Source organism: Pseudarthrobacter sp. J47, from assembly GCF_049810315.1.
In the GTDB taxonomy this organism is placed as follows: domain Bacteria; phylum Actinomycetota; class Actinomycetes; order Actinomycetales; family Micrococcaceae; genus Arthrobacter.
In genome coordinates this window covers 2,862,695-2,884,758 of record NZ_CP187358.1, presented here as the reverse complement: position 1 = coordinate 2,884,758, position 22,064 = coordinate 2,862,695, and the positions used below count along the sequence as shown (strand labels likewise).

Annotated in this window: 20 protein-coding genes; 14 read left to right on the top strand and 6 right to left on the bottom strand. The window is 63.1% G+C overall.

Annotated features, from left to right (window positions below):
• Positions 1–14: 14 nt before the first annotated feature.
• Together ACPJW8_RS13195 and ACPJW8_RS13190 are read left to right on the top strand one after the other, a co-directional pair.
• Positions 15–1,235: a pyridoxal phosphate-dependent aminotransferase gene (locus tag ACPJW8_RS13195; protein WP_330187551.1), complete on the top strand. Its 1,221-nt coding sequence runs from the start codon at positions 15–17 to the stop codon at positions 1,233–1,235.
• A gap of 59 nt (positions 1,236–1,294) precedes the next feature.
• The gene (locus ACPJW8_RS13190; protein WP_330187552.1) at positions 1,295–2,149 is read left to right on the top strand and encodes a polyphosphate kinase 2 family protein; all 855 of its coding nucleotides are present in this window, start codon (positions 1,295–1,297) and stop codon (positions 2,147–2,149) included.
• On the opposite strand, the gene ACPJW8_RS13185 is transcribed toward ACPJW8_RS13190, so the two are convergent.
• Together ACPJW8_RS13185 and xseA are read right to left on the bottom strand one after the other, a co-directional pair.
• On the bottom strand, positions 2,146–2,358 hold the full coding sequence (locus ACPJW8_RS13185; RefSeq protein ID WP_330187553.1) for an exodeoxyribonuclease VII small subunit: 213 nt from the start codon (positions 2,356–2,358) through the stop codon (positions 2,146–2,148). The genes ACPJW8_RS13190 and ACPJW8_RS13185 overlap by 4 nt on opposite strands.
• 108 nt (positions 2,359–2,466) lie before the next feature.
• Complete coding sequence (gene xseA, locus ACPJW8_RS13180; protein ID WP_330187843.1) at positions 2,467–3,717, bottom strand: exodeoxyribonuclease VII large subunit; 1,251 nt, start codon at positions 3,715–3,717, stop codon at positions 2,467–2,469.
• A 226-nt stretch (positions 3,718–3,943) separates the two neighbouring features.
• On the opposite strand from xseA, the gene ACPJW8_RS13175 reads away from it, so the two are divergent.
• Positions 3,944–4,798: a hypothetical protein gene (locus tag ACPJW8_RS13175; protein ID WP_330187554.1), complete on the top strand. Its 855-nt coding sequence runs from the start codon at positions 3,944–3,946 to the stop codon at positions 4,796–4,798.
• A 78-nt stretch (positions 4,799–4,876) separates the two neighbouring features.
• Positions 4,877–5,974 (top strand): 4-hydroxy-3-methylbut-2-enyl diphosphate reductase, encoded by a 1,098-nt coding sequence (locus ACPJW8_RS13170; RefSeq protein WP_330187555.1) that lies wholly within the window; start codon positions 4,877–4,879, stop codon positions 5,972–5,974.
• On the opposite strand, the gene ACPJW8_RS13165 is transcribed toward ACPJW8_RS13170, so the two are convergent.
• Positions 5,971–7,182 (bottom strand): DNA recombination protein RmuC, encoded by a 1,212-nt coding sequence (locus ACPJW8_RS13165; protein WP_330187556.1) that lies wholly within the window; start codon positions 7,180–7,182, stop codon positions 5,971–5,973. The genes ACPJW8_RS13170 and ACPJW8_RS13165 overlap by 4 nt on opposite strands.
• A gap of 102 nt (positions 7,183–7,284) precedes the next feature.
• Here ACPJW8_RS13165 and ychF point away from each other — a divergent pair, with 102 nt between their 5' ends.
• Entirely contained in the window at positions 7,285–8,370 is a 1,086-nt protein-coding gene (ychF, locus tag ACPJW8_RS13160) for a redox-regulated ATPase YchF (RefSeq protein ID WP_330187557.1), read from the top strand.
• A gap of 98 nt (positions 8,371–8,468) precedes the next feature.
• Positions 8,469–8,993 carry a DUF1877 family protein gene (locus ACPJW8_RS13155; protein ID WP_330187558.1) on the top strand — a complete coding sequence of 175 codons (525 nt, stop codon included), beginning with the start codon at positions 8,469–8,471 and terminating at the stop codon, positions 8,991–8,993.
• Positions 8,994–9,032: 39 nt separating this feature from the next.
• On the opposite strand, the gene arr is transcribed toward ACPJW8_RS13155, so the two are convergent.
• Positions 9,033–9,443, bottom strand: coding sequence for an NAD(+)--rifampin ADP-ribosyltransferase (gene arr, locus ACPJW8_RS13150; RefSeq protein ID WP_330187559.1), 411 nt, complete (start codon positions 9,441–9,443; stop codon positions 9,033–9,035).
• 138 nt (positions 9,444–9,581) lie between these two features.
• Between arr and ACPJW8_RS13145 the strand changes: the two genes are divergently transcribed.
• The 5 genes from ACPJW8_RS13145 (at position 9,582) to ACPJW8_RS13125 (ending at position 17,001) form a co-directional block, all read left to right on the top strand.
• Positions 9,582–11,342: an ABC transporter family substrate-binding protein gene (locus ACPJW8_RS13145; protein WP_330187560.1), complete on the top strand. Its 1,761-nt coding sequence runs from the start codon at positions 9,582–9,584 to the stop codon at positions 11,340–11,342.
• Between the two features lie 270 nt (positions 11,343–11,612).
• Positions 11,613–13,289 carry an ABC transporter substrate-binding protein gene (locus tag ACPJW8_RS13140; protein ID WP_330187561.1) on the top strand — a complete coding sequence of 559 codons (1,677 nt, stop codon included), beginning with the start codon at positions 11,613–11,615 and terminating at the stop codon, positions 13,287–13,289.
• A gap of 127 nt (positions 13,290–13,416) precedes the next feature.
• Positions 13,417–14,346, top strand: a complete 930-nt coding sequence (locus ACPJW8_RS13135) for an ABC transporter permease (protein WP_330187562.1) — start codon at positions 13,417–13,419, stop codon at positions 14,344–14,346.
• On the top strand, positions 14,336–15,280 hold the full coding sequence (locus tag ACPJW8_RS13130) for an ABC transporter permease (RefSeq protein ID WP_330187563.1): 945 nt from the start codon (positions 14,336–14,338) through the stop codon (positions 15,278–15,280). Before ACPJW8_RS13135 ends, ACPJW8_RS13130 begins: the two co-directional genes overlap by 11 nt.
• Positions 15,281–15,291: 11 nt before the next feature.
• Positions 15,292–17,001, top strand: coding sequence for an ABC transporter ATP-binding protein (locus tag ACPJW8_RS13125; protein ID WP_330187564.1), 1,710 nt, complete (start codon positions 15,292–15,294; stop codon positions 16,999–17,001).
• A 68-nt stretch (positions 17,002–17,069) separates the two neighbouring features.
• On the opposite strand, the gene ACPJW8_RS13120 is transcribed toward ACPJW8_RS13125, so the two are convergent.
• Positions 17,070–17,810 (bottom strand): SGNH/GDSL hydrolase family protein, encoded by a 741-nt coding sequence (locus tag ACPJW8_RS13120; RefSeq protein ID WP_330187565.1) that lies wholly within the window; start codon positions 17,808–17,810, stop codon positions 17,070–17,072.
• Positions 17,811–18,075: 265 nt separating this feature from the next.
• On the opposite strand from ACPJW8_RS13120, the gene typA reads away from it, so the two are divergent.
• Positions 18,076–20,004, top strand: a complete 1,929-nt coding sequence (typA, locus tag ACPJW8_RS13115) for a translational GTPase TypA (RefSeq protein ID WP_330187566.1) — start codon at positions 18,076–18,078, stop codon at positions 20,002–20,004.
• 115 nt (positions 20,005–20,119) lie between these two features.
• On the opposite strand, the gene ACPJW8_RS13110 is transcribed toward typA, so the two are convergent.
• Positions 20,120–20,368, bottom strand: coding sequence for a hypothetical protein (locus tag ACPJW8_RS13110; RefSeq protein ID WP_330187567.1), 249 nt, complete (start codon positions 20,366–20,368; stop codon positions 20,120–20,122).
• Between the two features lie 151 nt (positions 20,369–20,519).
• Between ACPJW8_RS13110 and fdxA the strand changes: the two genes are divergently transcribed.
• Entirely contained in the window at positions 20,520–20,846 is a 327-nt protein-coding gene (gene fdxA / locus ACPJW8_RS13105) for a ferredoxin (protein WP_138136295.1), read from the top strand.
• A 7-nt stretch (positions 20,847–20,853) separates the two neighbouring features.
• Positions 20,854–22,008, top strand: coding sequence for a succinyldiaminopimelate transaminase (dapC, locus tag ACPJW8_RS13100; protein ID WP_330187568.1), 1,155 nt, complete (start codon positions 20,854–20,856; stop codon positions 22,006–22,008).
• Positions 22,009–22,064: the final 56 nt, after the last annotated feature.

Sequence of the window (22,064 nt, the reverse complement as noted above, 5' to 3'; positions counted from 1 at the left end):
GGCATATTTAGGGAATGGCAGAATTCAGGCAGTCCACCAAGCTTCACAACGTCCTTTATGACATCCGTGGACCGATTCTTCAGGCCGCCCAGCAGATGGAGGCGGAGGGTCACCGAATCCTCAAACTGAACATCGGAAACCCGGCCCCATTCGGGTTTGAAGCGCCTGACGCCATCCTGGTGGACATGATCCGCCACCTCCCGCATGCCCAGGGTTACAGCGATTCGCGCGGAATCTTCTCTGCCCGGACTGCGGTGTCGCAGTACTACCAGACGCGTGGCATCCAAAACATCCATGTGGACGATATCTACCTCGGCAACGGGGTCAGTGAACTCATCACCATGTCGCTGATGGCGTTGCTTGACGACGGCGATGAGGTCCTGATCCCCACGCCGGACTATCCGTTGTGGACGGCGTCGGTGGCGCTGGCCGGCGGCAGGCCCGTGCACTACCTCTGTGACGAGGAATCGGGCTGGCAGCCGGACCTTGAGGACATGGAAGCCAAGATCACGCCCCGCACCAAGGGCATTGTGGTGATCAATCCGAACAACCCCACCGGCGCCGTTTACCCGGAAGAGACCCTGCGCAGGATTGTTGCGCTGGCCGAGAAGCACGGCCTCATTCTCTTCGCTGACGAGATCTACGAGAAAATCCTGTACGAGGACGCCGTCCACATCAACCTGGCAGCGCTCACCGGCGACGACGTCCTGTGCCTGACCTTCAGTGGACTTTCCAAGGCCTACCGGGTGTGCGGTTACCGGGCCGGCTGGATGGCTATCTCCGGTCCCAAGAAGGACGCCGCGGACTATCTTGAGGGCATCAGCCTGCTGGCGAATATGCGACTGTGCGCCAACGTCCCGGCCCAACACGCCATCCAGACGGCGCTGGGCGGGTACCAAAGCATCAACGACCTCATCCTGCCCGGTGGCCGCCTCCTGGAACAGCGGAACAAGGCCTATGACCTCCTCAACGCCATCCCCGGCGTCAGTACCCAGCAGGCCCGCGGCGCCCTGTATCTGTTCCCCAAACTGGACCCTGAGGTCTACCACATCCGGGACGACGAGAAATTCGTCCTGGACCTGCTTCGGGAGCAAAAGATCCTGGTTTCGCACGGCCGCGCCTTCAACTGGGTGCGCCCTGACCACTTCCGCATGGTCACGCTTCCCATCGTGAAGGACATCGAGGAAGCAATCGGCCGGATGGCGGACTTCCTGAGCAGGTACCAGGGGAACTAGCCTGTGTTCACGGGCCATGCAGGCCCGGGAACCGGACCTGGCTGAAAGACGAGGAACCCATGACTGAAGCGGTGGAGTTTGTGAAGAACCCGGCCGAAACACTCAGGGCGGAGGAAGGGTTCCAGCTCTCCGCCGTTGATCCGGATTCGACGCCGGGATATCCGGGTACTAAAGCGGACGGCCGTGTGCTTCTTGATGCGATGGACGGGAAGCTGGCCGAGCTCCAGGAGCGCCTGTTTGCACACGGAAAATTCGGCGGCCCGGAGCGCCTGCTGCTGATCCTCCAGGCCATGGATACCGCCGGAAAAGGTGGAATCGTCAGCCACGTGATGGGAACCATGGATCCACAGGGTGTCCAGCTCAAGGCCTTCAAGGCACCCACGGAAGAGGAGAAGGCGCACGACTTCCTGTGGCGGATCGAAAAGGAGACCCCGGCCGCAGGGATGGTGGGTGTTTTTGACCGTTCGCACTATGAGGACGTGCTGATCCACAAGGTGCGGGGCCTGGCTCCCCAGGAGGAGATTGAACGCAGGTACCGGGCCATCAATGAATTCGAGGAGCGGTTGACCGAAGCCGGGACCCGGATCGTCAAAGTCATGCTGTATATCAGCCGGGACGAACAGAAGCAAAGGCTGCTGGCCCGCCTGGATGACCCGGCAAAGCACTGGAAGTACAGTACGGGGGACCTGAAGGAACGGGCCTTCTGGGGCGACTACATGGATGCCTACCAGGCTGCCATCCAGAACACCAGCACGCCGGTGGCTCCGTGGTACGTGATTCCCGCGAATAAGAAGTGGTACGCGCGCATCGCGGTCCAGCAGCTGGTCATGGACGCACTGGAGGACTTCAAACTGGAATGGCCGGAAGCGGAGTTCGACGTCGCAGCGGAACGCCTGTTGGTGGAGAAGTCCTAGAGGGGCTGGTCGCGTGCGGCCGCCAGGCGCTTCCGGGCGCCTTCAAGCCACTCTTCGCAGCGCTTGGCCAGGGCTTCGCCGCGTTCCCAGAGGGCCAATGAGTCCTCGAGGCTGGCGCCACCGGCCTCCAGCCGGCCCACGACGTTGACCAGTTCCTCCCGGGCCTGTTCGTAGCTCAGGCTTGCAATGTCACTGATGGGTTCGCTCAAGGGTGTGTTCCTTGCTTTCGTGCCCGCCGCGACTTCGCGTGGCGGGCTGGGTTGTCAGATTCGGTGGTCAGATTCAGTTGGTCAAAAGTGCGCTGGTCAACCCGGGGCTCAGGGTGCCGGCGAGGCACCATTCGACGTGGCGGTGAGCCGTCCCTCCGCCACCCGGATGGCCAGGTGTGCTCCGCCGGGTGCCTGTTCGGGGCTGCGCACCACGTCCATGTGCGTGCTGTCGCCGGACGCCGCATCCTCCGGGGCGCCTACCAGGACCACCGCATAGCCCCTGTCGAGGGTTTTCTGTGGAGATAAAGCGCGCACCTGCGCCTGCAAGTGTTGCAACTGGTCCCCGGCGCGGGCTACGAGTGAATTGACCGCAGCGGACGAGCGGCGCAGGAGCCGTTCAACGTCCTCTGCGCGTGACGTCACCATTCCTTCCGGGCTGGCGAGGACGGGGCGGGAATGCAGCGAGTGCAGGCGGTCCTTCTCCCGCTCGAGCGTCCGTTCCATGATGCGGCGGAGCTGGTCCCGGCACTGGCGCACTTTTGCGAGTTCTTCGCTGACGTCCGGAACCACGCGCTTGGCGGCATCCGTGGGGGTGCTGGCCCGGAGGTCTGCGACATCGTCCAGCAGCGGCCGGTCTGCCTCGTGGCCGATGGCGCTCACTACGGGGGTGGCCGCGGCAGCGACGGCCCTGATGAGTTCTTCGCTGCTGAATGGCAGCAGGTCCTCCAGCGCCCCACCGCCGCGGGCAATCACAATGACGTCCACATCTTCGCGGCCGTCCAGTTCCCGCAGCGCCCTGATGACTTGGGACACCGCCGTCGTGCCCTGGACCGCAACCTCGCGGATCTCAAACTCAACGGCCGGCCAGCGCAGCGCCGCGTTGCGGAGGACGTCCTTCTTGGCGTCCGAATCCCGGCCCGTGATCAGGCCGATGCGGTGCGGAAGGAGGGGGAGTGGCTTTTTGCGGGATGGTGAAAACAGGCCCTCGGCGCCCAGCGCCTGGCGCAGCCGTTCAATGCGCGCCAGGAGGTCTCCCAGTCCAACGGGCCTGATATCCCGGACCTGCATGTTCAGGCGGCCTGTCTTGACCCAGAACTCGGGCTTGAGGAGTGCCACCACGCGCGAACCACGTTCCAGGGGCAGATCCTGCCTGTCCAGCACTGTAGCCCAGACGGAAGCGGGCAAGGAGATTTCGGCATTGATGTCCCGGAGCGTCAGGTACGAGTTACTGCCCCGCCGGTTGAACTCAATGACTTGTCCCTCCACCCAGGCGGCCGGGGTGCGGTCAATGTGCATCTTGAGTTTTTGCGACAACAGCTGCAGCGGCCAGGGATTATCCGGGCTGGTGTGAGCGGCCATGGCCGGCAGTGTGCTGGCGGCCGTGGCTTTGCCTGGCTCGGCGGATGCCGCCCCCGAATCAGCCACGGCGGACTCGTCGCTGGCTGGAAGTTGAGGCATGGAAGGTCCTTAATGGGGAGTTCTGCAGAGCTGTGACGCTGGTATCTACGTCTACCATGCCACGCGGACATTCCCGGGGGCCAAGCCCTAGACTGGCCTAGCCCCCAACTAACATCGAGGAATTCTCTTGCGCTCCTTTACTTCCGCCGTGGCCGTCATCCTCGGACTGCTGCTGGGCGCAGTCGCCGTGCCCGCCATGTGGCTTGATCGGAACATCGTTCAGGAGGACGGCTTCGTCAGGCTTGCCGCGCCGCTCGGCACCAATCCGGAATTCCAGGAACAGCTGGCCGCGGCGACTGTGTCCAGCCTGGACCTGGAGCAGTTCGTTCCGGAGCCACTGCAGCCTGTGGTCCAGCAGCTGCTTGACTCCGCCGTCCAGTCGTTGTCGGGGCTCCCCGGTTATGCCGAAGCCTGGGAGGAAACGCTGCGCAGGAGCCACCGCCTCAGCTTCGCCGATCCTTCAGCCCTTCCCGCGGAGGCCGGTCCGGCAACGTCCCTGACGCTGGATGTGGCCCCGCTGGTTGGTTTGGTGACCACTGCCATTGGCGGCGGCTTGGGCCTGGACGTCGAGGCTCCGGAGCAGACGCTGGTCAACGTCGGGGAAGCTGACCAGAGGCAGACCATTGAGCGGATCACCACGTTCGCGCCGCTGGGCTACCCGCTGGCCGTCGGCGCCGTCGTGGCTTTCCTGCTGGGCCTGCTCGCTGCCCGCCGTCGATGGACGGTGCTGCTTGGAACAGGTGCCGGCCTGCTGGTCCTGGCCGCGGTGTGGACCGTAGGTGCCGGTTTGGCGGAAGGGGCTGTGCTCGGCCGGGCAAGCGGCAACGAGGTGGCTGAGTTGTTCAAGAACGAGTTCGCTGCGGCAGCCTCTGCCAGCTTTGCTGAATGGGTCCAGTGGGCGTTGATCGCTGGCGGCGGGCTGTTGGCCGTTGCACTCCTGGTGCGTATTTTCAGTGGACGACGGCGGCGTACGTCACCTTAATCCCCTCCGGCTGTGGCGGTGGTTACTAAGCGGCCGGCCAGGCCCGGGCCGATTCGACTGTGCCGGTAGCATGGAGGGATGACTTCCACAGCTGTTTCCCTGTCGATGCCTATGGTTCCCCGCAAGCGGCGCTCGCCGGAGGAAGTCCAGGCGGCGGCCCCGGTAACCGGGCCCAAGAAGGTACTGCTGGCGGCTCCGCGCGGTTACTGTGCGGGCGTGGACCGGGCTGTGATCGCCGTGGAAAAGGCGCTGGAGCACTATGGCGCCCCCGTCTATGTCCGTAAGCAGATCGTGCACAACGTCCACGTCGTAACGTCCCTTGAAGCGCAGGGGGCCATCTTCGTTGACGAGACCGATGAGGTTCCCGAAGGCGCCCTGGTCATTTTCTCCGCCCACGGTGTATCTCCGGCTGTGGTGGATTCCGCAGAGCAGCGTGGCCTGCGCACCATTGATGCCACATGCCCCCTGGTCACCAAGGTGCACAAGGAAGCCGTGCGCTTCGCCAAGGACGACTTTGACATCCTCCTGATCGGCCACGACGGCCACGAAGAGGTGGAGGGCACCGCGGGTGAAGCCCCGGAGCACATCCAGATCATCAACGGCCCGCACGAGGTGGATAAGGTCACCGTCAGGGACCCGGAAAAGGTCATCTGGCTTTCGCAGACCACGCTGAGTGTTGACGAGACCATGGAAACGGTCCGCCTGCTCAAGGAACGTTTCCCCACGCTGCAGGATCCGCCCAGCGACGACATCTGCTACGCCACCACCAACCGCCAGGTGGCCATCAAGAAGATCTCGCCGCAGGCGGACCTGGTGATTGTTGTCGGTTCGGCCAACTCCTCCAACTCCGTGCGCCTGGTGGAGGTTGCCCTGGAGTATGGCGCCAAGGCGTCCTACCGGGTGGACTTCGCCAACGAGGTGGACGAGTCCTGGTTCGAGGGCGTCGCCACCGTGGGCGTCACGTCCGGAGCGTCCGTCCCCGAGGTCCTGGTGCAGGATGTGCTGCGGCTTCTGGCGGACTACGGCTACGGCTCGGTGGAGGAAGTGGTCACCGCGGAGGAGGACTTGCTCTTCTCCCTGCCTAAGGAGCTCCGCGCAACTCTCAAGCAGGCCGGCGACTCCACCCGTAACCTGGGTGGGCGCCGGTCGCTCCAGGAAGACGCCGCCAGGAACTAGGCGGCGTTCTCAGCGTCGTGCAGTTCCGGTGCGCTCAGTGAGCGTGGCGCAGCATCCACACGCGCCGGAACGGCAAGCCCGCCTTCTTCGAGGGCGCTGAGCTTGCGTGCCGTGGGCAGGACCCGGGCTTCCAGGGTTCCCACCAGGGCGTTGTAGCGTTCCACTGAGGTTTTCAGCGACGAGCCCAGCTTTCCCACGTTTTCGCCCAGGGTGCCCATGCGTTCGTAGAGCTGCCGGGCCAAGGTAAAGAGCTCGCGGGCACTGTCCGTGAGGACGTCCTGGCGCCACGTGAACGCCACGGATTTCAGTACCGCCAGGAGGGTAGCGGGGGAGGCCAGTACGACGCTCCGCGACAGCGCGTGGTCCAGGAGGCCGGGATCTGCCATCAGCGCGGCAGACAGGATGGATTCCGCGGGCACGAAGCAGATGACCAGTTCGGGGGAGTTACCCGGAACGTCCCAGTACTTTTTGGTACTGAGGGCGTCCACGTGGGCCTTGAGTGCCTTGGCGTGGGCGGCGAGCAGGGCATTCTGCTCGCTGGCCGGAGTCCAGTGCTGGCCCTGGCCGCCGGTGGACCCGGCTTCCTGTGCCTGGAGGTAGGAGGACAACGGGACCTTGGCGTCCACCACCAGCTGCTTGTCCCCGGGCAGCTTCACCACCAGGTCCGGCCGGACGGTCGCGTCATGGCCCGCACTGTGGACCTGTTCCATGAAGTCCACGTGCCGCAGCATTCCGGCAGCTTCCACCACTCGCCGCAGCTGGACTTCGCCCCACTGGCCACGCGCGCTGTTGGAACGCAGGGCCGATTCGAGGGAGTGCGTTGACCGGAGCAGCTGCTCATCGGACAGCCTGGCCTCCTGAAGCTGCTGCGCCAGCTGGCCGTACTGCTCCACCCTGTCGCGTTCCAGGAGTGAAACCTGCTTCTGGACGGCCGAGAGTTTTTCGGCCACGGGGCCCAGTGCGCGAAGAACGTCTGTATCGCCGTTCCGGGAGCGTTCGAGTTCGACGTTGCGCTGTCCCAGCAGGCGGCGTTCCGCATCGGCGGCGGCGAGCTGGGCTGTGACCTCCGAAAGGCGCGCCGAGACGCCGTCGAAGTCCTGCTCAAGGCCCTGGTGGCGACGGCGGAAGGTGAAGTATGCGGCGGCAGCGCCCGCGAGGGCCCCGACCAGCAGCATCAGCACCGCGAGAATGATTCCTGTAGCGTCCATGCATTCACTTTGGCATGGGCCTCTGACATTTCCCGTGACCGCCCGGGCCTACGGCCGGTGCCGGCGGGTGGGGAGCCGCTGTTACGGGTAGAATCAATGCTCGTGGCTCTTACTATTGGCATCGTCGGACTGCCCAACGTCGGCAAATCAACCCTCTTCAACGCACTGACCCGCAACGCGGTGCTCGCAGCGAACTATCCGTTCGCCACGATCGAGCCCAACGTCGGTGTCGTGAACCTGCCGGATCCCCGCCTGCAGAAGCTCGCGGACATCTTCGGCTCCCAGCGCCTGCTGCCTGCCGCGGTTTCCTTCGTTGACATTGCCGGCATCGTCAAGGGTGCATCCGAAGGCGAAGGCCTGGGCAACCAGTTCCTGGCCAACATCCGTGAGGCCGAGGCCATCGCCCAGGTGGTCCGTGTCTTCGATGATCCCGATGTGATCCACGTTGACGGCAAAGTGGACCCGCGTTCGGACATGGAGACCATCAACACGGAGCTGATCCTTGCTGATCTGCAGACCATTGAAAAAGCCATCCCGCGCATTGAAAAAGAAGTCAAGATCAAGAAGCGTGAGGCCGCAGAGCTGAACGCCATCCTGGCTGCACAGAAAGTCCTCGAGCGCGGCGACACCATCTTTGCCTCGGTCAAGAGCGACAAACTGGAGATGGAGCACCTCAAGGAGCTCAGCCTCCTCACCGCCAAGCCCTTCATCTACGTCTTCAACTCCGATGAAGGCATCCTGGGCAGCCCGGAGAAGCAGGAAGAACTCCGCGCCCTGGTGGCCCCGGCAGACTGCATTTTCCTTGACGCCAAGCTTGAGTCGGACCTCGTGGAGCTGGACGAGGAAGAGGCCCGCGAGATGCTGGAGATGAACGGCCAGGACGAATCCGGCCTGGACCAGCTGGCCCGCGTGGGCTTCCACACCCTTGGCCTGCAGACGTACCTGACGGCAGGGCCGAAGGAAACCCGCGCCTGGACCATCCACCGCGGCGATACCGCTCCGCAGGCAGCCGGCGTCATCCACACGGACTTCCAGCGCGGCTTCATCAAGGCCGAAGTGGTCTCCTTCGATGACCTCATCGAGGCCGGTTCGATGGCTGAGGCCAAGGCCCGCGGCAAGGTCCGGATCGAAGGCAAAGAGTATGTAATGGCCGACGGCGACGTGGTGGAGTTCCGCTTTAACGTCTAAATCCGCAGGCGATCAGGGGAGCGGGATCGCTGGGGAGGTTATCCACATACGCGAACGGGACCTTTATTCGCAGCCTGGAGCCCAACGATGCTTGGCATATGGGAATCAGATATTACGCGTACGCATTCGACGGCAACCTCACCGATCAGGCGCTTGCCGATCCGCTCGCCTTCCTCTCTGCTGATCCGCTGGCCGATGCATGGGGGCTCGAGCCCGGCGCCGATACCAGCTTTACGACGTTCAAGCAGACGGTGCCCGATCGGGACATGCTGTACCTCGACAAAGCATGGCGGCAGCTGCAGTGCCTCACTGCACGGGTGGAACCCGGCTTGATGCCCCGTTGTTCCTATCGAATGTTCGAAGGAACCGTGGAAATGGACGGCGACGGCATGGGTTGGGAGCCTTGGGTGCGGGCGTTGACCCCTCCGGAGGTATTGGCTGTCGCAAGGGATCTGGAAGAAGTCCAGGACGCGGACGTGGAGTCGTGGCTGCGGGAATCGCCGTCCTCCATGTGGGACTTTGACACTGAGTTTGGCTATGTCGTGACTTTTCTTCGAAAGGCTCGCACCTTTACGGCGAACCTCGCTGCTGAGGGACGCGGCATGGTCTACATGATCGGATGATGCCGGCGCGGCCACGCATATGGAGCACTGTGTCAGCGCCTAGTTGATGATCTCAGCCCGCTCGTCTGCGCGGATCGCGGCCAGCCGGTCCCGCCACATCTGGAGGGCCTCTGGGGTCTGCCGCGTCCAGTCAGTGACTTCGCCAAGGACCTTGAGCGGTTCCCGGCTGCGGTACGAGCGGGTGGGATTCCCGGGGAATTTCTTGTCCGTCACGTTCGGATCGTTTTCGAACTGTCCGGTCGGTTCCACGACGTACACCCGCGGTGGGCCGTCGCCTGGGGCCAGCTCGGCGGCTAGTCCCGCACCGTCCCGCAATGCCGTGAAGTAGATGTGATTCATGACCACGTCGGGCCTGTAGTTGGACCGGAAGCCCGCTGTCAGCTGGTCTCCTGCCTGCAGGTCCGCCTTTGTGCCGTGATAGAACGGTCCCTCGTCCAGCGCCTGGTCCACGGACCCAGATTAGCACCGGAACGGCCGCCTGCCCGGGCTGTCACGTACCCTTGAACCAGGTTCATTTGCGCACTCCCGCCGTCGGGTTACCGGGGCGGATGCTGTGCGCCTCTCGACGGGGACGGGAAAGGAAGCTGCATGCGGTGGAGCAGGATCGGCAGGCTGCTGACGGCACTGTGCGTGGCCGTGTTGGCGGTAACCGGATGTTCGCCGGACACCCCGGGTGTGCCCACGGGGGAGGAAACCAAATCCGGTGGCAGCGTCACCGTCATGGAGATGAATGCTCTCTCATCCTTCAACCCGGCCAGCGCAGCCGGAAACACTGACATCAATGTCAAGATCGGCCACCTGACCCACTCGGGTTTTTTCACCATTGACAACTCCGCCAAGGTGGTGCGGAATGAGAAATTCGGCCGGTACGAGCGCGTGTCCGAGGACCCGCTGCGGGTCAGGTATTCGGTAAACGAGGGTGTCCAATGGTCAGACGGGGATCCTGTGGACGCCGGCGATCTCCTGCTTGCCTGGGCGGCAGGGTCAGGATATTTCGACGACGTGGATCCGGTTGCCGGTACGGGTTCCCGCTACTTCGCCGCGGCAGCGGACACCACTGGGCTCCGTTCCACGTCCTTCCCGGAGCTGGGCGGGGACGGCCGTTCCATCACCTTGACGTATGCCTCCGGTTTCGCGGACTGGGAGACAGCGTTCGACGTCGGGATGCCGGCTCACGTGGTGGCCCTGAAGTCGGGCCTGGCGGATGAGCCGGCGCTGATTGACCTGTTCGAAGGCCTGCCGAAAGGCGATCCTGTCCGGCCGGCGCCGAAGCCGGAGCTGGAACGGGTGGCTGGATTCTGGAACTCAGGGTTCGAATCCACCACGCTGCCTGAAGACACCTCGCTCTACCTTTCCAGCGGCCCTTTTGTGGTCCAGGAGGTGACGCCCGGCGTATCGGTCCGGCTGGTTCGCAACAGGGCCTTCGATTGGGGCCCGGAACCGTTCCTCGATGAAATAACCATCCGCTTTGCAGGCTCGGCCGGCGCCGCCGGACAGGCTCTGGCAACAGGCCAGGCAGACATGGCAACTGTGCCGCTAGCGGCGGCCGGGGAATTCAGGGACCTGGGTCCGGACTCGGTGACCGTTACAGAGTTCGACCGGTTCGCTTATGAGCATCTTGACCTTACCTTCGCCGGTGTCTTTGCCGACGAGAAAGTGCGCCAGGCTTTCCTGAAGACGGTGCCCCGCCAGGACATTGCCGAGGCCGCCTTGGGTGCCGGGGCGTCGCTGCAGGATTCGTTTGTGTTCTATCCGTCGGCGGCAAAGTACGTGGAGACAGTGGCCGCCAACGGCTCCGATGCCTACTCTGAGCCCGATGTCGATGGCGCCCGTTCCCTCCTGGCCGGCGCTACGCCCACCGTGAGGATCCTCTACAACCGGGACAATCCGGACCGCGCACGGGCCTTCGAGCTCATTCAGGGCTCAGCGGCCCGCGCCGGGTTCAACGTGGTCGACGGCGGACTGGCCGCCGGTGAGTGGGGCGCCGCCCTCGGCCGGGGCAGCCACGACGCCGCCATCTCAGGGTGGATCGGCACCGGCGTGGGCGTCAGCCATCTTCCCCAGGTTTTCCGCAGCGGCGCCGGGAGTAATTTCACCGGATTTGCCAACCGCAACGTCGACCGCCTCCTTGAAGAGGCAGTCCGTCAGGGGGACCAGGCGGAACGGGACACCTTGCTTGCTGAGGCGGACGCCGAGATCTGGCGCAGCGCCTATGGCGTGCCGTTGTACCAGGCGCGTGGAGTGAACGCCCGCGTCAACCGGCTGGGCGGCGTGGTCCCCGGCTCCGGGCCGCTGGGCGTCTGGTGGAACGTGTCCGAATGGCACCTGGAACGGGCCGGCGGACGTTGAACCACTGATTGAATACGCGTGATTTGGGGAAGTGAGCTGCGAAAACTGTCATCATACCAGCGAGTAACTTGGTTTTGGCAAGTCAATTCGGGCTCCGAATGACCGCTCGAAACCTTCTGATCACGGTTTGGCAACGGGGTACCAGTATTTGGACTGGGTGCGGTTAGGCTACTCGTATATGTAGGCCAAGTCACAGGTAAGCCTGTGCCCAGCCTGCGGGGGAAGCAAAAGATTTCCCCTGAATATCTCCCACAACTCATAGGAGGCGGAATGCGTTTCACGCGCACTTCCAAAGCTTTGGGCATTATGGCAATTGCCGCTGCCCTGGCCCTTTCGGGCTGCGGTGCCGGCGGCGGTACCGAGTCTGAAGCGTCAGTCGACCCCGCCAAGATCATCAAGGCATACAGCAACGAACCGCAGAACCCTCTTCTGCCGGCCAACACCAATGAAGTGTTCGGCGGACGCGTAGTTGAGCTTCTCTTCGAAGGCCTTCGCACATACGACGCTGACGGCAAGCCCGTTAACGCCCTGGCCGAGTCGATCGAAACCGATGACGCGCAGACCTGGACCATCAAGATCAAGGACGGCGCCAAGTTCACCAACGGGGAAGCCATCACGGCCAAGACCTTCGTTGACTCATGGAACTTTGCTGCCCTGAGCACCAACCTCCAGAACAACGGCTACTTCTTCGAATCGATTGACGGTTATGCCGACGTCAGCGCCGTCACTACGACGACGGATGCCGAAGGAAAGTCTATTGATACCCCGGCTCCCACGGCCGAGACCATGTCCGGACTGAAGGCAGTCGACGACTCCACGATTGAAGTCAAGCTCGCGCAGCCCGAGGCCGACTGGTCGCTGCGCCTGGGCTACTCCGCTTTCTTCCCGCTGCCCTCCGCCGCACTTGCGGATCCGAAGGCCTACGGCGAAAACCCGGTCGGCAACGGCCCGTACAAGATGGCCAAGGAAGGCGCCTGGCAGCACGACAGCCAGATCGAACTGGTCAAGAACGAGGACTACAGCGGACCCCGTGAAGCCAAGAATGGTGGTGTAACGTTCCGTTTCTACACCGATCCGCAGCCCGCCTACACCGACCTGCAGGGCGATAACCTCGACATCACCGATGTCCTGCCGTCCAATGCTCTGGCCACGTACACCTCCGATTTCCCGGAGCGAAACTCCACGAAGCCCATTGCAACCAACTCCACTTTGAACATCCCGGGTTACAACCCGAACTTCCAGGGTGAGGCCGGCAAGCTGCGCCGCCAGGCCCTCTCGCACGCCATCAATCGTGAAGAGATTGCCAAGGTCATCTTCAGTGGCACCCGCACTCCGGCCAAGGCTTTCGCCCCGCCGGTCATCGAAGGGTTCACCGAAGATATTCCCGGTGCTGAGGTCCTGCAGTTCGACGCTGCGAAGGCCAAGGAGCTGTGGGAGCAGGCAGAAGCCATTCAGCCCTACGACGGATCCGTGTTGCAGATCGCGTCCAACACCGATGGTGGCAACAAGGAATGGATTGAAGCCGTAGCCAACGGTTTCAAGAACAACCTGGGAATCGAAGCCGAAATCCAGCCATTCGCTAAATTCGCTGAAATGCTGAACCTCCGCAAGTCCCAGAGCCTTCCCGGTCTGGCCCGCGCAGGCTGGCAGGGCGACTACCCCTCCCTTTACAACTTCCTCGGACCTCTCTGGGCCACGGGCGCTTCCTCGAACTACGAGAAGTACTCCAACCCTGAGTTCGACGCCCTCCTGAAGGAAGGCCTCGGCGCCAAGACTCCGGAGGAGGCCAACGCTAAGTTCAACGAAGCCCAGGCCATCCTCTTCGAGGACCTGCCAGGACTCCCGCTGTGGGATCAGGCCCGGCCAATTGTATGGAGCAACAACGTCGTGAAGGCCGAGACCGGCTGGAACGGTGGAGTTCTCTACTACAACATCGAAGCCAAGTAATCTAATCTATTTGGTTTGCCGATAGACGAGTGGGGGCCCGGCCTGAGGCCGGGCCTCCATTCGTCTGCCCTCGGCAGGAAGGCATTCATGAGATTTCAGTGCTTAGCACCCGGAAGCGGGTGCCCACGTGCTTAGCTACATCGTCCGCAGGCTTTTACAGGTAATCCCTGTTTTCCTGGGAACCACACTCCTTGTGTACTACATGGTCTTCGCCCTACCGGGCGATCCCATCGCTGCCCTCTTTGGTGACCGGCAGCCACCGCAGGCCGTCATCGACGCCCTGCGGGAGCAGTATCACCTCAATGAGCCGTTCTGGGTCCAATACGGTCTCTTCCTGAAAAACCTCTTTACCTTCAACCTGGGTGTTGACTTCACCCAGCAGCCCATCGCAGCCACCTTGGGCCGGGTCTTTCCGGTCACGGCCATGCTGGCGATCGAAGCGCTAATCATCCAGGCAGTTTTCGGCGTCCTGTTCGGCGTTTTTGCCGGACTGCGTAAAGGCAAGCTCTTTGACTCGACGGTGCTGGTTGTTTCACTCGTCGTCATCGCTGTGCCCACCTTCGTCCTCGGCTTTGTATTCCAGCTGGTGTTCGGCGTCCATCTTGCCTGGGCCAAGCCCACGGTGGGCGCGAACGCAGGGTGGACAGACTTGATTTTGCCTGCCGTTGTACTGGGGCTGGTGTCCTTCGCTTACGTGCTGCGTCTGACCAGGGCATCGGTGATCGAAAACATGAATGCCGATTATGTCCGCACGGCTACGGCCAAAGGCCTCTCCCGTCCGCGCGTCGTCCTTAACCACATCCTTCGGAACTCCATGATTCCCGTGGTGACGTATCTGGGAGCGAACCTCGGCGGCCTCATGGGCGGCGCCATTGTCACGGAGGGCATCTTCAACGTCCCCGGAGTCGGAAACAAGTTGTATCAGGCAGTGTTGCGGGGGGAGGGGCCGACCGTTGTTGCAATTGTCAGCGTCCTTGTCCTTGTCTTCGTCCTGGCCAACCTGCTGGTAGACCTTCTGTACGCCTGGCTTGACCCAAGGATTCGCTATGACCATTAATTCAAACCACTTTGTGGCTCCTGTGGAGGAAACTCCGCTGCAGGCCACAGACTCCAAGATCACAGACCAGGCGCCTTTGAGCCTTTGGGCGGAGGCATGGAAGAAGCTGCGGCGCCGGCCCCTGTTCATTATTTCCGCGGTCATGATCCTGATCCTGACCGTCATTGCGCTGTTTCCGGGACTGTTCACAAACGTGGCTCCGAACGAAAACTGCCAACTGGCGAACTCGCTTGGAGCGCCTGAACCGGGGCATCCATTTGGCTTCACCTACCAGGGCTGCGACGTCTATGCGCGGGTAATCTATGGGACGCAGGCCTCCCTGGCTGTCGGATTCCTCTCCGTCATTTGCGTCCTCATCATTGGCGTTACGCTGGGCGCCATCGCCGGCTATTATGGCGGCTGGTTGGACGCTGTCCTGGCCCGCCTGGGTGATATCTTCTTTGCGCTGCCGCTGATCCTTGGGGCCCTGGTCCTGACCCAGCTGCCGATGTTCAGGGAGAACAAGAGCGTTTGGACAGTCGTTTTGGTGATCTCTCTGCTGGCCTGGCCGCAAATGGCACGTATTACCCGTGGCGCGGTCATCGAAGTGCGTAATGCAGACTTCGTCACAGCAGCCCGCTCGCTGGGTGTCTCGAAATTCGGTGCTTTGCTTCGGCATGTCCTGCCGAACGCCCTGGCCCCGGTCATCGTTCTTGCCACCTTGGAACTTGGCGTCTTCATCGTCGCCGAAGCTACGCTGTCCTTCCTGGGCATCGGGTTGCCGCCCAGCATCATGTCCTGGGGTAATGACATCTCAGGCGCACAGGCAGCCATCCGCACCAACGTTGCCATCCTGCTGTATCCCGCCGCTGCGTTGTCCATTACCGTGCTCAGCTTCATCATGCTCGGTGACGCTGTACGCGACGCCCTGGATCCGAAGAGCCGTCAGCGATGAGAGATAACACCATGACATCTGAAATCCGCATAGAGGAGTCCGGCTCGCATCAGGCAAAGCCGCTCCTTGAAATCCGTGATCTGGCCATCACCTTCAAAACGGGCAGCGGTGAGGTTAAGGCAGTCAAGAATGCCCACCTCACCATCATGCCGGGCGAAACCGTTGCCATTGTGGGTGAATCCGGCTCCGGAAAATCCACGACGGCGTTGGCTGCCATCGGCCTGTTGCCCACCAACGGCAAGGTCTCCGGCGGGCAGATCCTGCTGGACGGCGAGGACATCGCCAACGCTTCGGAGAAGCGCATGATCGAATTGCGTGGCAACACGATCGGCATGGTCCCGCAGGACCCCATGTCCAACCTGAACCCGGTGTGGAAGATCGGCTACCAGGTCAAGGAAACCCTGCGGGCCAACGGCCGGCCCAGTGGTCCGGACGACGTCGCCAAGGTGCTGGCCCAGGCCGGCCTGCCGGACGCGCACCGCCGTGCCAAGCAGTATCCGCACGAGTTCTCCGGTGGCATGCGCCAGCGTGCGCTGATTGCCATTGGCCTGTCCTGCCAGCCGCGTCTCCTGATTGCCGATGAGCCTACGTCCGCCCTGGACGTCACGGTGCAGCGGCAGATCCTGGACCACCTGGACACCATGACCACCGAACTCGGTACGTCGGTACTGCTGATCACCCACGACCTGGGCCTGGCAGCAGAGCGGGCGGACAAGGTCGTAGTGATGTACCAGGGCAACGTGGTGGAAGCGGGACCGTCACTGGACCTGCTCCAGAACCCGCAGCACCCGTACACGCAGCGACTCGTGGCGTCCGCTCCATCGCTGGCTTCCCGCCGGATCCAGGCGGCCAAGGAACAAGGCATCGAAACTGATGACCTCCTTGCGCCGGTGGAAGGTGCGGTCGTGGCTGCCGCTGACGACGTACTCAAGATCGAGGACCTCACCAAGGTATTCAAGCTGCGCTCCGGCCTGGGCCGCAGCACGGATTTCACCGCGGTGGACAACGTATCCTTCAGCGTCAAGCGTGGAACCACGACGGCGATCGTGGGGGAGTCTGGCTCCGGGAAATCCACCGTGGCACAGATGGTGCTGAATCTGCTGACGCCCACGTCCGGGCGGATTGTCTTTGACGGGGTGGATGCGTCCACCCTGGGTAAGAAAGAACTGTTTGCCTTCAGGCGGAGGGTGCAGCCCATCTTCCAGGATCCCTACGGTTCGTTGGACCCGATGTACAACATCTTCCGCACCATTGAGGAGCCGCTGCGCACCCATAACGTGGGGAATGCGGCCAGCCGGGAAAAGAAGGTCCGCGAACTCCTGGACCAGGTGGCCCTGCCGCAGTCCATGATGCAGCGCTTCCCCAATGAGCTCTCCGGTGGGCAGCGGCAGCGTGTGGCCATTGCCCGGGCGCTGGCACTGGATCCGGAAGTCATCATTTGCGATGAGGCAGTATCCGCGCTGGACGTGCTGGTCCAGGCACAGGTGTTGAACCTGTTGGCCGATCTCCAGTCCAAGCTGGGCCTGACCTACCTCTTCATCACTCACGACCTCGCCGTAGTCCGGCAGATCGCTGACCACGTCTGCGTGATGGAGAAGGGCAAACTGGTGGAAACCGGAGCAACTGATGATGTCTTCGAGTCCCCGCAGAAGGACTACACGAAGGCGCTGCTCAACGCGATCCCGGGTGCCAGCCTGATGCTGCCGCCCGAGGTTGCCTGACTGTAACTCGAATAGCAACTGAATAAGCGATGGAGCCGGTGCCGCCAGTGCACCGGCTCCATCGCCTTCTACAGATCCAGGTCCCGCAGCCGGCCTTCCAACAGCGTTCCAAGCGCTTCACGTCCCGCGGCGTTCATGTGCACGTTGTCCGCCAGGTCTTTGGCCAGTCCGTATCTGGTGAGCCAGTCGCCGACGGAAATAAATGGCAGCTTGTGGTCCGCGGCCACCTGTCCCAGGAGGGCATCCACCTGGCTGCGTCGCCCGCCGCCGGCATTCGCTGCGCGTGACAGGGTGCCGATCATAACCATCTCCGATTCCGGGTACCGCTGCTTGAGGCCTGCAATGAGCTGGTCGGCATTGGCAGCGATTTGGCTGTCCGAAGCCCCTTGGGCGGCGTCGTTCCCGCCACCCTGGATGACGATCAGGTCAGGAGCTGCCGTCGGCAGGTTCCAGTCGCCGTCGCGCAGTGCCTTCACATAGTTGTCGGCCGTGCTGCTGGCTGCCACAAACCCTGTACCGCCCCGGCCGCAGAACTGCACCTGGTAGCCGGCCGCGGCCAGGCCGCGCCGTGTCCAGCTGTCAGCGGGCTCGGACTGGGAATCACCGATCAGCAGCACAGTCTGTGGTGCTTCATCAGCCGGCGCGGGCACAGGCGCCGGGGTCGGGTGCCCGGTAGCGTGGACCGGGGCTGCGGGCGCCACCGCGGCGGGTAACGCCACCGGGGGCGTGGCGGCTCCGCTGCCGACGAGGAGGACGATGGCGGCCAGCGCAGGTGCTGCCAGGCGGGCCAAGGCCGGGGTATTTCGCATCAGTCGTTCTCCAGGCTGATTCAAGGTATTTCAGCAATGATCGGATACCCGCCCCCGAAAATCCAGTGACCTTGCTCACCAACTTTTGCGGGTCGGGCGGAAAGTCGCCAAGCTGCGGAAAGTCAGCCGTAGGATTTTAGGCCAATAATTGCCTCAGCCGTTAGAATGGGGGAAGGTGCCCTGTGTTAAGGGACTAATCCGTCGTGCGTTCCAGTTGGAAATGTCGCGATACTTTACAGCTGACCCACGAATCGAGTCATTACGCATGTCTGAAACCACCACCAACACCGCCGCAAACACTGCGTCACGCAGTGACTTGCGCAACGTCGCGATCGTGGCCCACGTTGACCACGGCAAGACCACCCTGGTCGACGCCATGCTCAAGCAGACCAACTCCTTCGCCGAGCACAACCACCTCGAGGACCGGGTCATGGACTCCGGTGACCTCGAGCGTGAAAAGGGCATCACCATCCTGGCGAAGAACACCACCGTTGCCTACAACGGTCCTTCGTCCAACGGCGAAACCATCACCATCAACGTCATTGACACCCCGGGCCACGCCGACTTCGGTGGCGAGGTGGAGCGCGGCCTGTCCATGGTGGACGGCGTCGTCCTCCTCGTTGACGCGTCCGAAGGCCCGCTGCCGCAGACCCGCTTCGTGCTCCGCAAGGCCCTGGCCGCGCACCTGCCCGTGATCCTTCTGGTCAACAAGACCGACCGTCCCGATGCCCGCATCGAGGAAGTCGTCCACGAGTCCATGGACCTGCTGCTGGGCCTGGCTTCTGACCTCGCCGATGAAGTTCCGGACCTGGACCTGGACAAGATCCTCGAAGTTCCCGTTGTCTACGCAGCCGCCAAGGTTGGCCGCGCCTCCCTGGAGCAGCCCGCTGACGGCGCCGCACCGGAGAACGAGGACCTGGAGCCGCTCTTCAAGACCATCATCGAGCACATCCCGGCCCCCACCTACAACCCGGAAGGTGTCCTGCAGGCGCACGTCACCAACCTGGACGCCTCCCCGTTCCTGGGCCGCCTGGCGCTGCTCCGCATCTACAACGGAACCCTCCGCAAGGGCCAGACCGTTGCCTGGGCACGTGCCAACGGTGAGCTGAAGAACGTCAAGATCACCGAACTCCTGGCCACCAAGGCCCTGGACCGCGTTCCCGCCGAGTCCGCCGGTCCCGGTGAGATCGTCGCCGTCGCCGGTATCGAGGAAATCACCATTGGTGAGACCCTGACCGACGCCGAGAACCCGCAGCCGCTGCCGCTGATCACCGTGGACGATCCCGCGATCTCCATGACCATCGGTATCAACACCTCCCCGCTGGCCGGCAAGGTCAAGGGCGCGAAGGTCACGGCCCGCCAGGTGAAGGACCGCCTGGACAAGGAACTGATCGGTAACGTCTCCATCAAGGTTCTGCCCACAGAGCGTCCTGACGCATGGGAAGTCCAGGGCCGTGGCGAGCTCGCCCTGGCCATCCTGGTGGAGCAGATGCGCCGTGAAGGCTTCGAACTGACCGTAGGCAAGCCCCAGGTGGTCACCCGCACCATCGACGGCAAGGTCCACGAGCCGATGGAGCACATGACCATCGACGTCCCCGAGGAATACCTCGGCGCCGTAACCCAGCTGATGGCAGCCCGCAAGGGCCGCATGACCAACATGGCCAACCACGGTACCGGCTGGTGCCGCATGGAATTCATCGTTCCGGCTCGTGGCCTGATCGGTTTCCGCACCAAGTTCCTCACGGACACCCGCGGCGCAGGCATTGCGTCCTCCATTTCCGAAGGCTACGAGCCGTGGGCCGGCCCCATCGAATACCGCACCAACGGTTCGATGATCGCTGACCGCGCCGGTGTTGTGACCCCGTTCGCCATGATCAACCTGCAGGAACGTGGCTCCTTCTTCGTCAAGCCCACCTCCGAGGTCTACGAGGGCATGATCGTTGGCGAGAACTCCCGCGCCGACGACATGGACGTCAACATCACCAAGGAAAAGAAGCTCACCAACATGCGTGCAGCTTCCTCGGACACCTTCGAGAACCTGACGCCGCCGCGCGATCTCACCCTCGAAGAGTCCCTCGAGTTCGCCCGCGAAGACGAGTGCGTCGAGGTGACCCCGGAAGCAATCCGGATCCGCAAGGTCATCCTGGACACCAACGAACGCTCCAAGGCCAACCGCCAGCGCGCCAAGGTCTAGTCACTGGCTTACTCCGGGCCTCCCGGGTAGCTCCAGCAAAAGCTGCCGGTCCGGCGGCGGGTACGTCCCGCCGTCGGACCGGCAGCTTTTGGCTTTAAAAGGGGCGTGAAGGGCTTCAGGGGTGCGGCACGCGTGCAGCCCTGCGTTCCGGGGCTGGAGGCACCGCCTTGGCCGCCACAACGTCAGAGAGCACAATGACGACGTCGGCCTTTCGGGTCTGGACCGTACAGGACGTACCGTCGCACGTGCGCAGGAAACCGAGGGCATCCGTAAATCCGCCCGGGATGCGGTACCGCACCACCACGCGGGTTCCCTCTGCGGCGGACTTGAGGAACTCCCGGGGGCTCAGCGCTTCTGGATTCACCCGTTTATCCTAGACGGCGTTCATACAACGACTCAGGGATGGGTTCGTTGGATCAGGCTGGGAGATAATAGGCTCAGTAGGCAACAATGCGGCGGAAACGCTGGACTAAATAACCGGTTGATGCCGGAAACAACCTGGAGAGGCAAGGGACGTGACGTACGTAATCGCGCAGCCGTGTGTAGATGTCAAGGACAAGGCCTGTATTGAAGAGTGCCCGGTCGACTGCATCTATGAAGGTGAGCGTTCCCTGTACATCCACCCGGATGAATGCGTCGACTGCGGTGCCTGTGAGCCCGTCTGCCCGGTGGAGGCCATCTACTACGAGGATGACACCCCTGATGAGTGGGCCGATTACTACAAGGCCAACGTGGAGTTCTTCGACGACCTCGGTTCCCCGGGCGGTGCCGCCAAGCTGGGCAACACCGGCAAGGACCACCCCATGATTGCCGCCCTGCCGCCGCAGAACCAGGACCACTGAGCCGGACATGACTGAGACAACCGGGACGGCCGCGTTCGGCCTTAGCCTGCCGGAATACCCCTGGGAGGCCATGGCGCCTTACCTGGCGAAGGCCTCGGATTACCCTGGCGGCCTGGTGAACCTTTCGATCGGTACCCCCGTCGATCCCACGCCGGCCCTCATCCAGGAGGCGCTGCACGCTGCCGCCGATGCCCCCGGTTACCCCACAGTCCACGGAACCCCCACCCTCCGCCAGGCTATTTGCGCCTGGTTTGAGCGGCGCCGTGGCGTTCCCGGCCTTGATCCGCGGGACGTTATGCCCACAGTTGGCTCAAAGGAGCTGGTGGCCTGGCTGCCGCTGCTCCTGGGCCTGCGCCAGGGGGACGTTGTGGTCCGGCCGACCGTTGCGTACCCCACCTACGACATCGGAGCCACGCTGGCCGGTGCCACCTCTGTTGCCGCGGACGACCTCGATTCTCTGGACGAGGCAACCAGAGCCCGCGTCAGGCTGGTCTGGGTCAACTCGCCAGGCAATCCCACCGGCAGTGTCCGCAGCGTCGAGTCCTTGAAGAAGCTTGTGGCAGAAGCCCGCGAGCTGGGCGCCGTGGTGGCTTCGGATGAATGCTATGCGGAGCTGGGCTGGGGGGAGTGGGACGTCCAGCGCGGCGGTGAACCCGTTCCCAGCATCCTCGATCCCCGCGTTACCGGCGGCTCAAACCACGGCCTGCTGGCTGTCTATTCACTGAGCAAGCAGTCAAACCTGGCGGGCTACCGTGCGTCCTTTGTGGCCGGGGCTTCGGACCTCATGGCCAACCTGGTCAACAGCCGCAAGCACGCCGGCATGATCGTGCCCTACCCCGTCCAGGAAGCCCTGCGCGTGGCCCTGGGCGACGACGTACACGTCCAGGAGCAAAAAGACCAGTACCGTTCCCGCCGCGAACGGCTGGTGCCCGCCCTTGAACGGTTCGGCCTGACCATCCATGAATCCCATGCCGGGCTGTACCTGTGGTGCACCGCGGGGGAGGACACCTGGACCACCGTGGACCGGCTGGCTTCGCTGGGCATTGTTGTAGGTCCCGGCGTGTTCTACGGCCAGGCCGGCGAAGGCTACATCCGCGTGGCTTTGACCGGAACGGATGAGCGGATCGACGCCGCAGTGGAGCGGCTGGTATCAGCGTCGTAACAATGATGTGACACGGACCACTTCCGTGCCGGTTTTGGGGGGATTTCGCGGTCCTC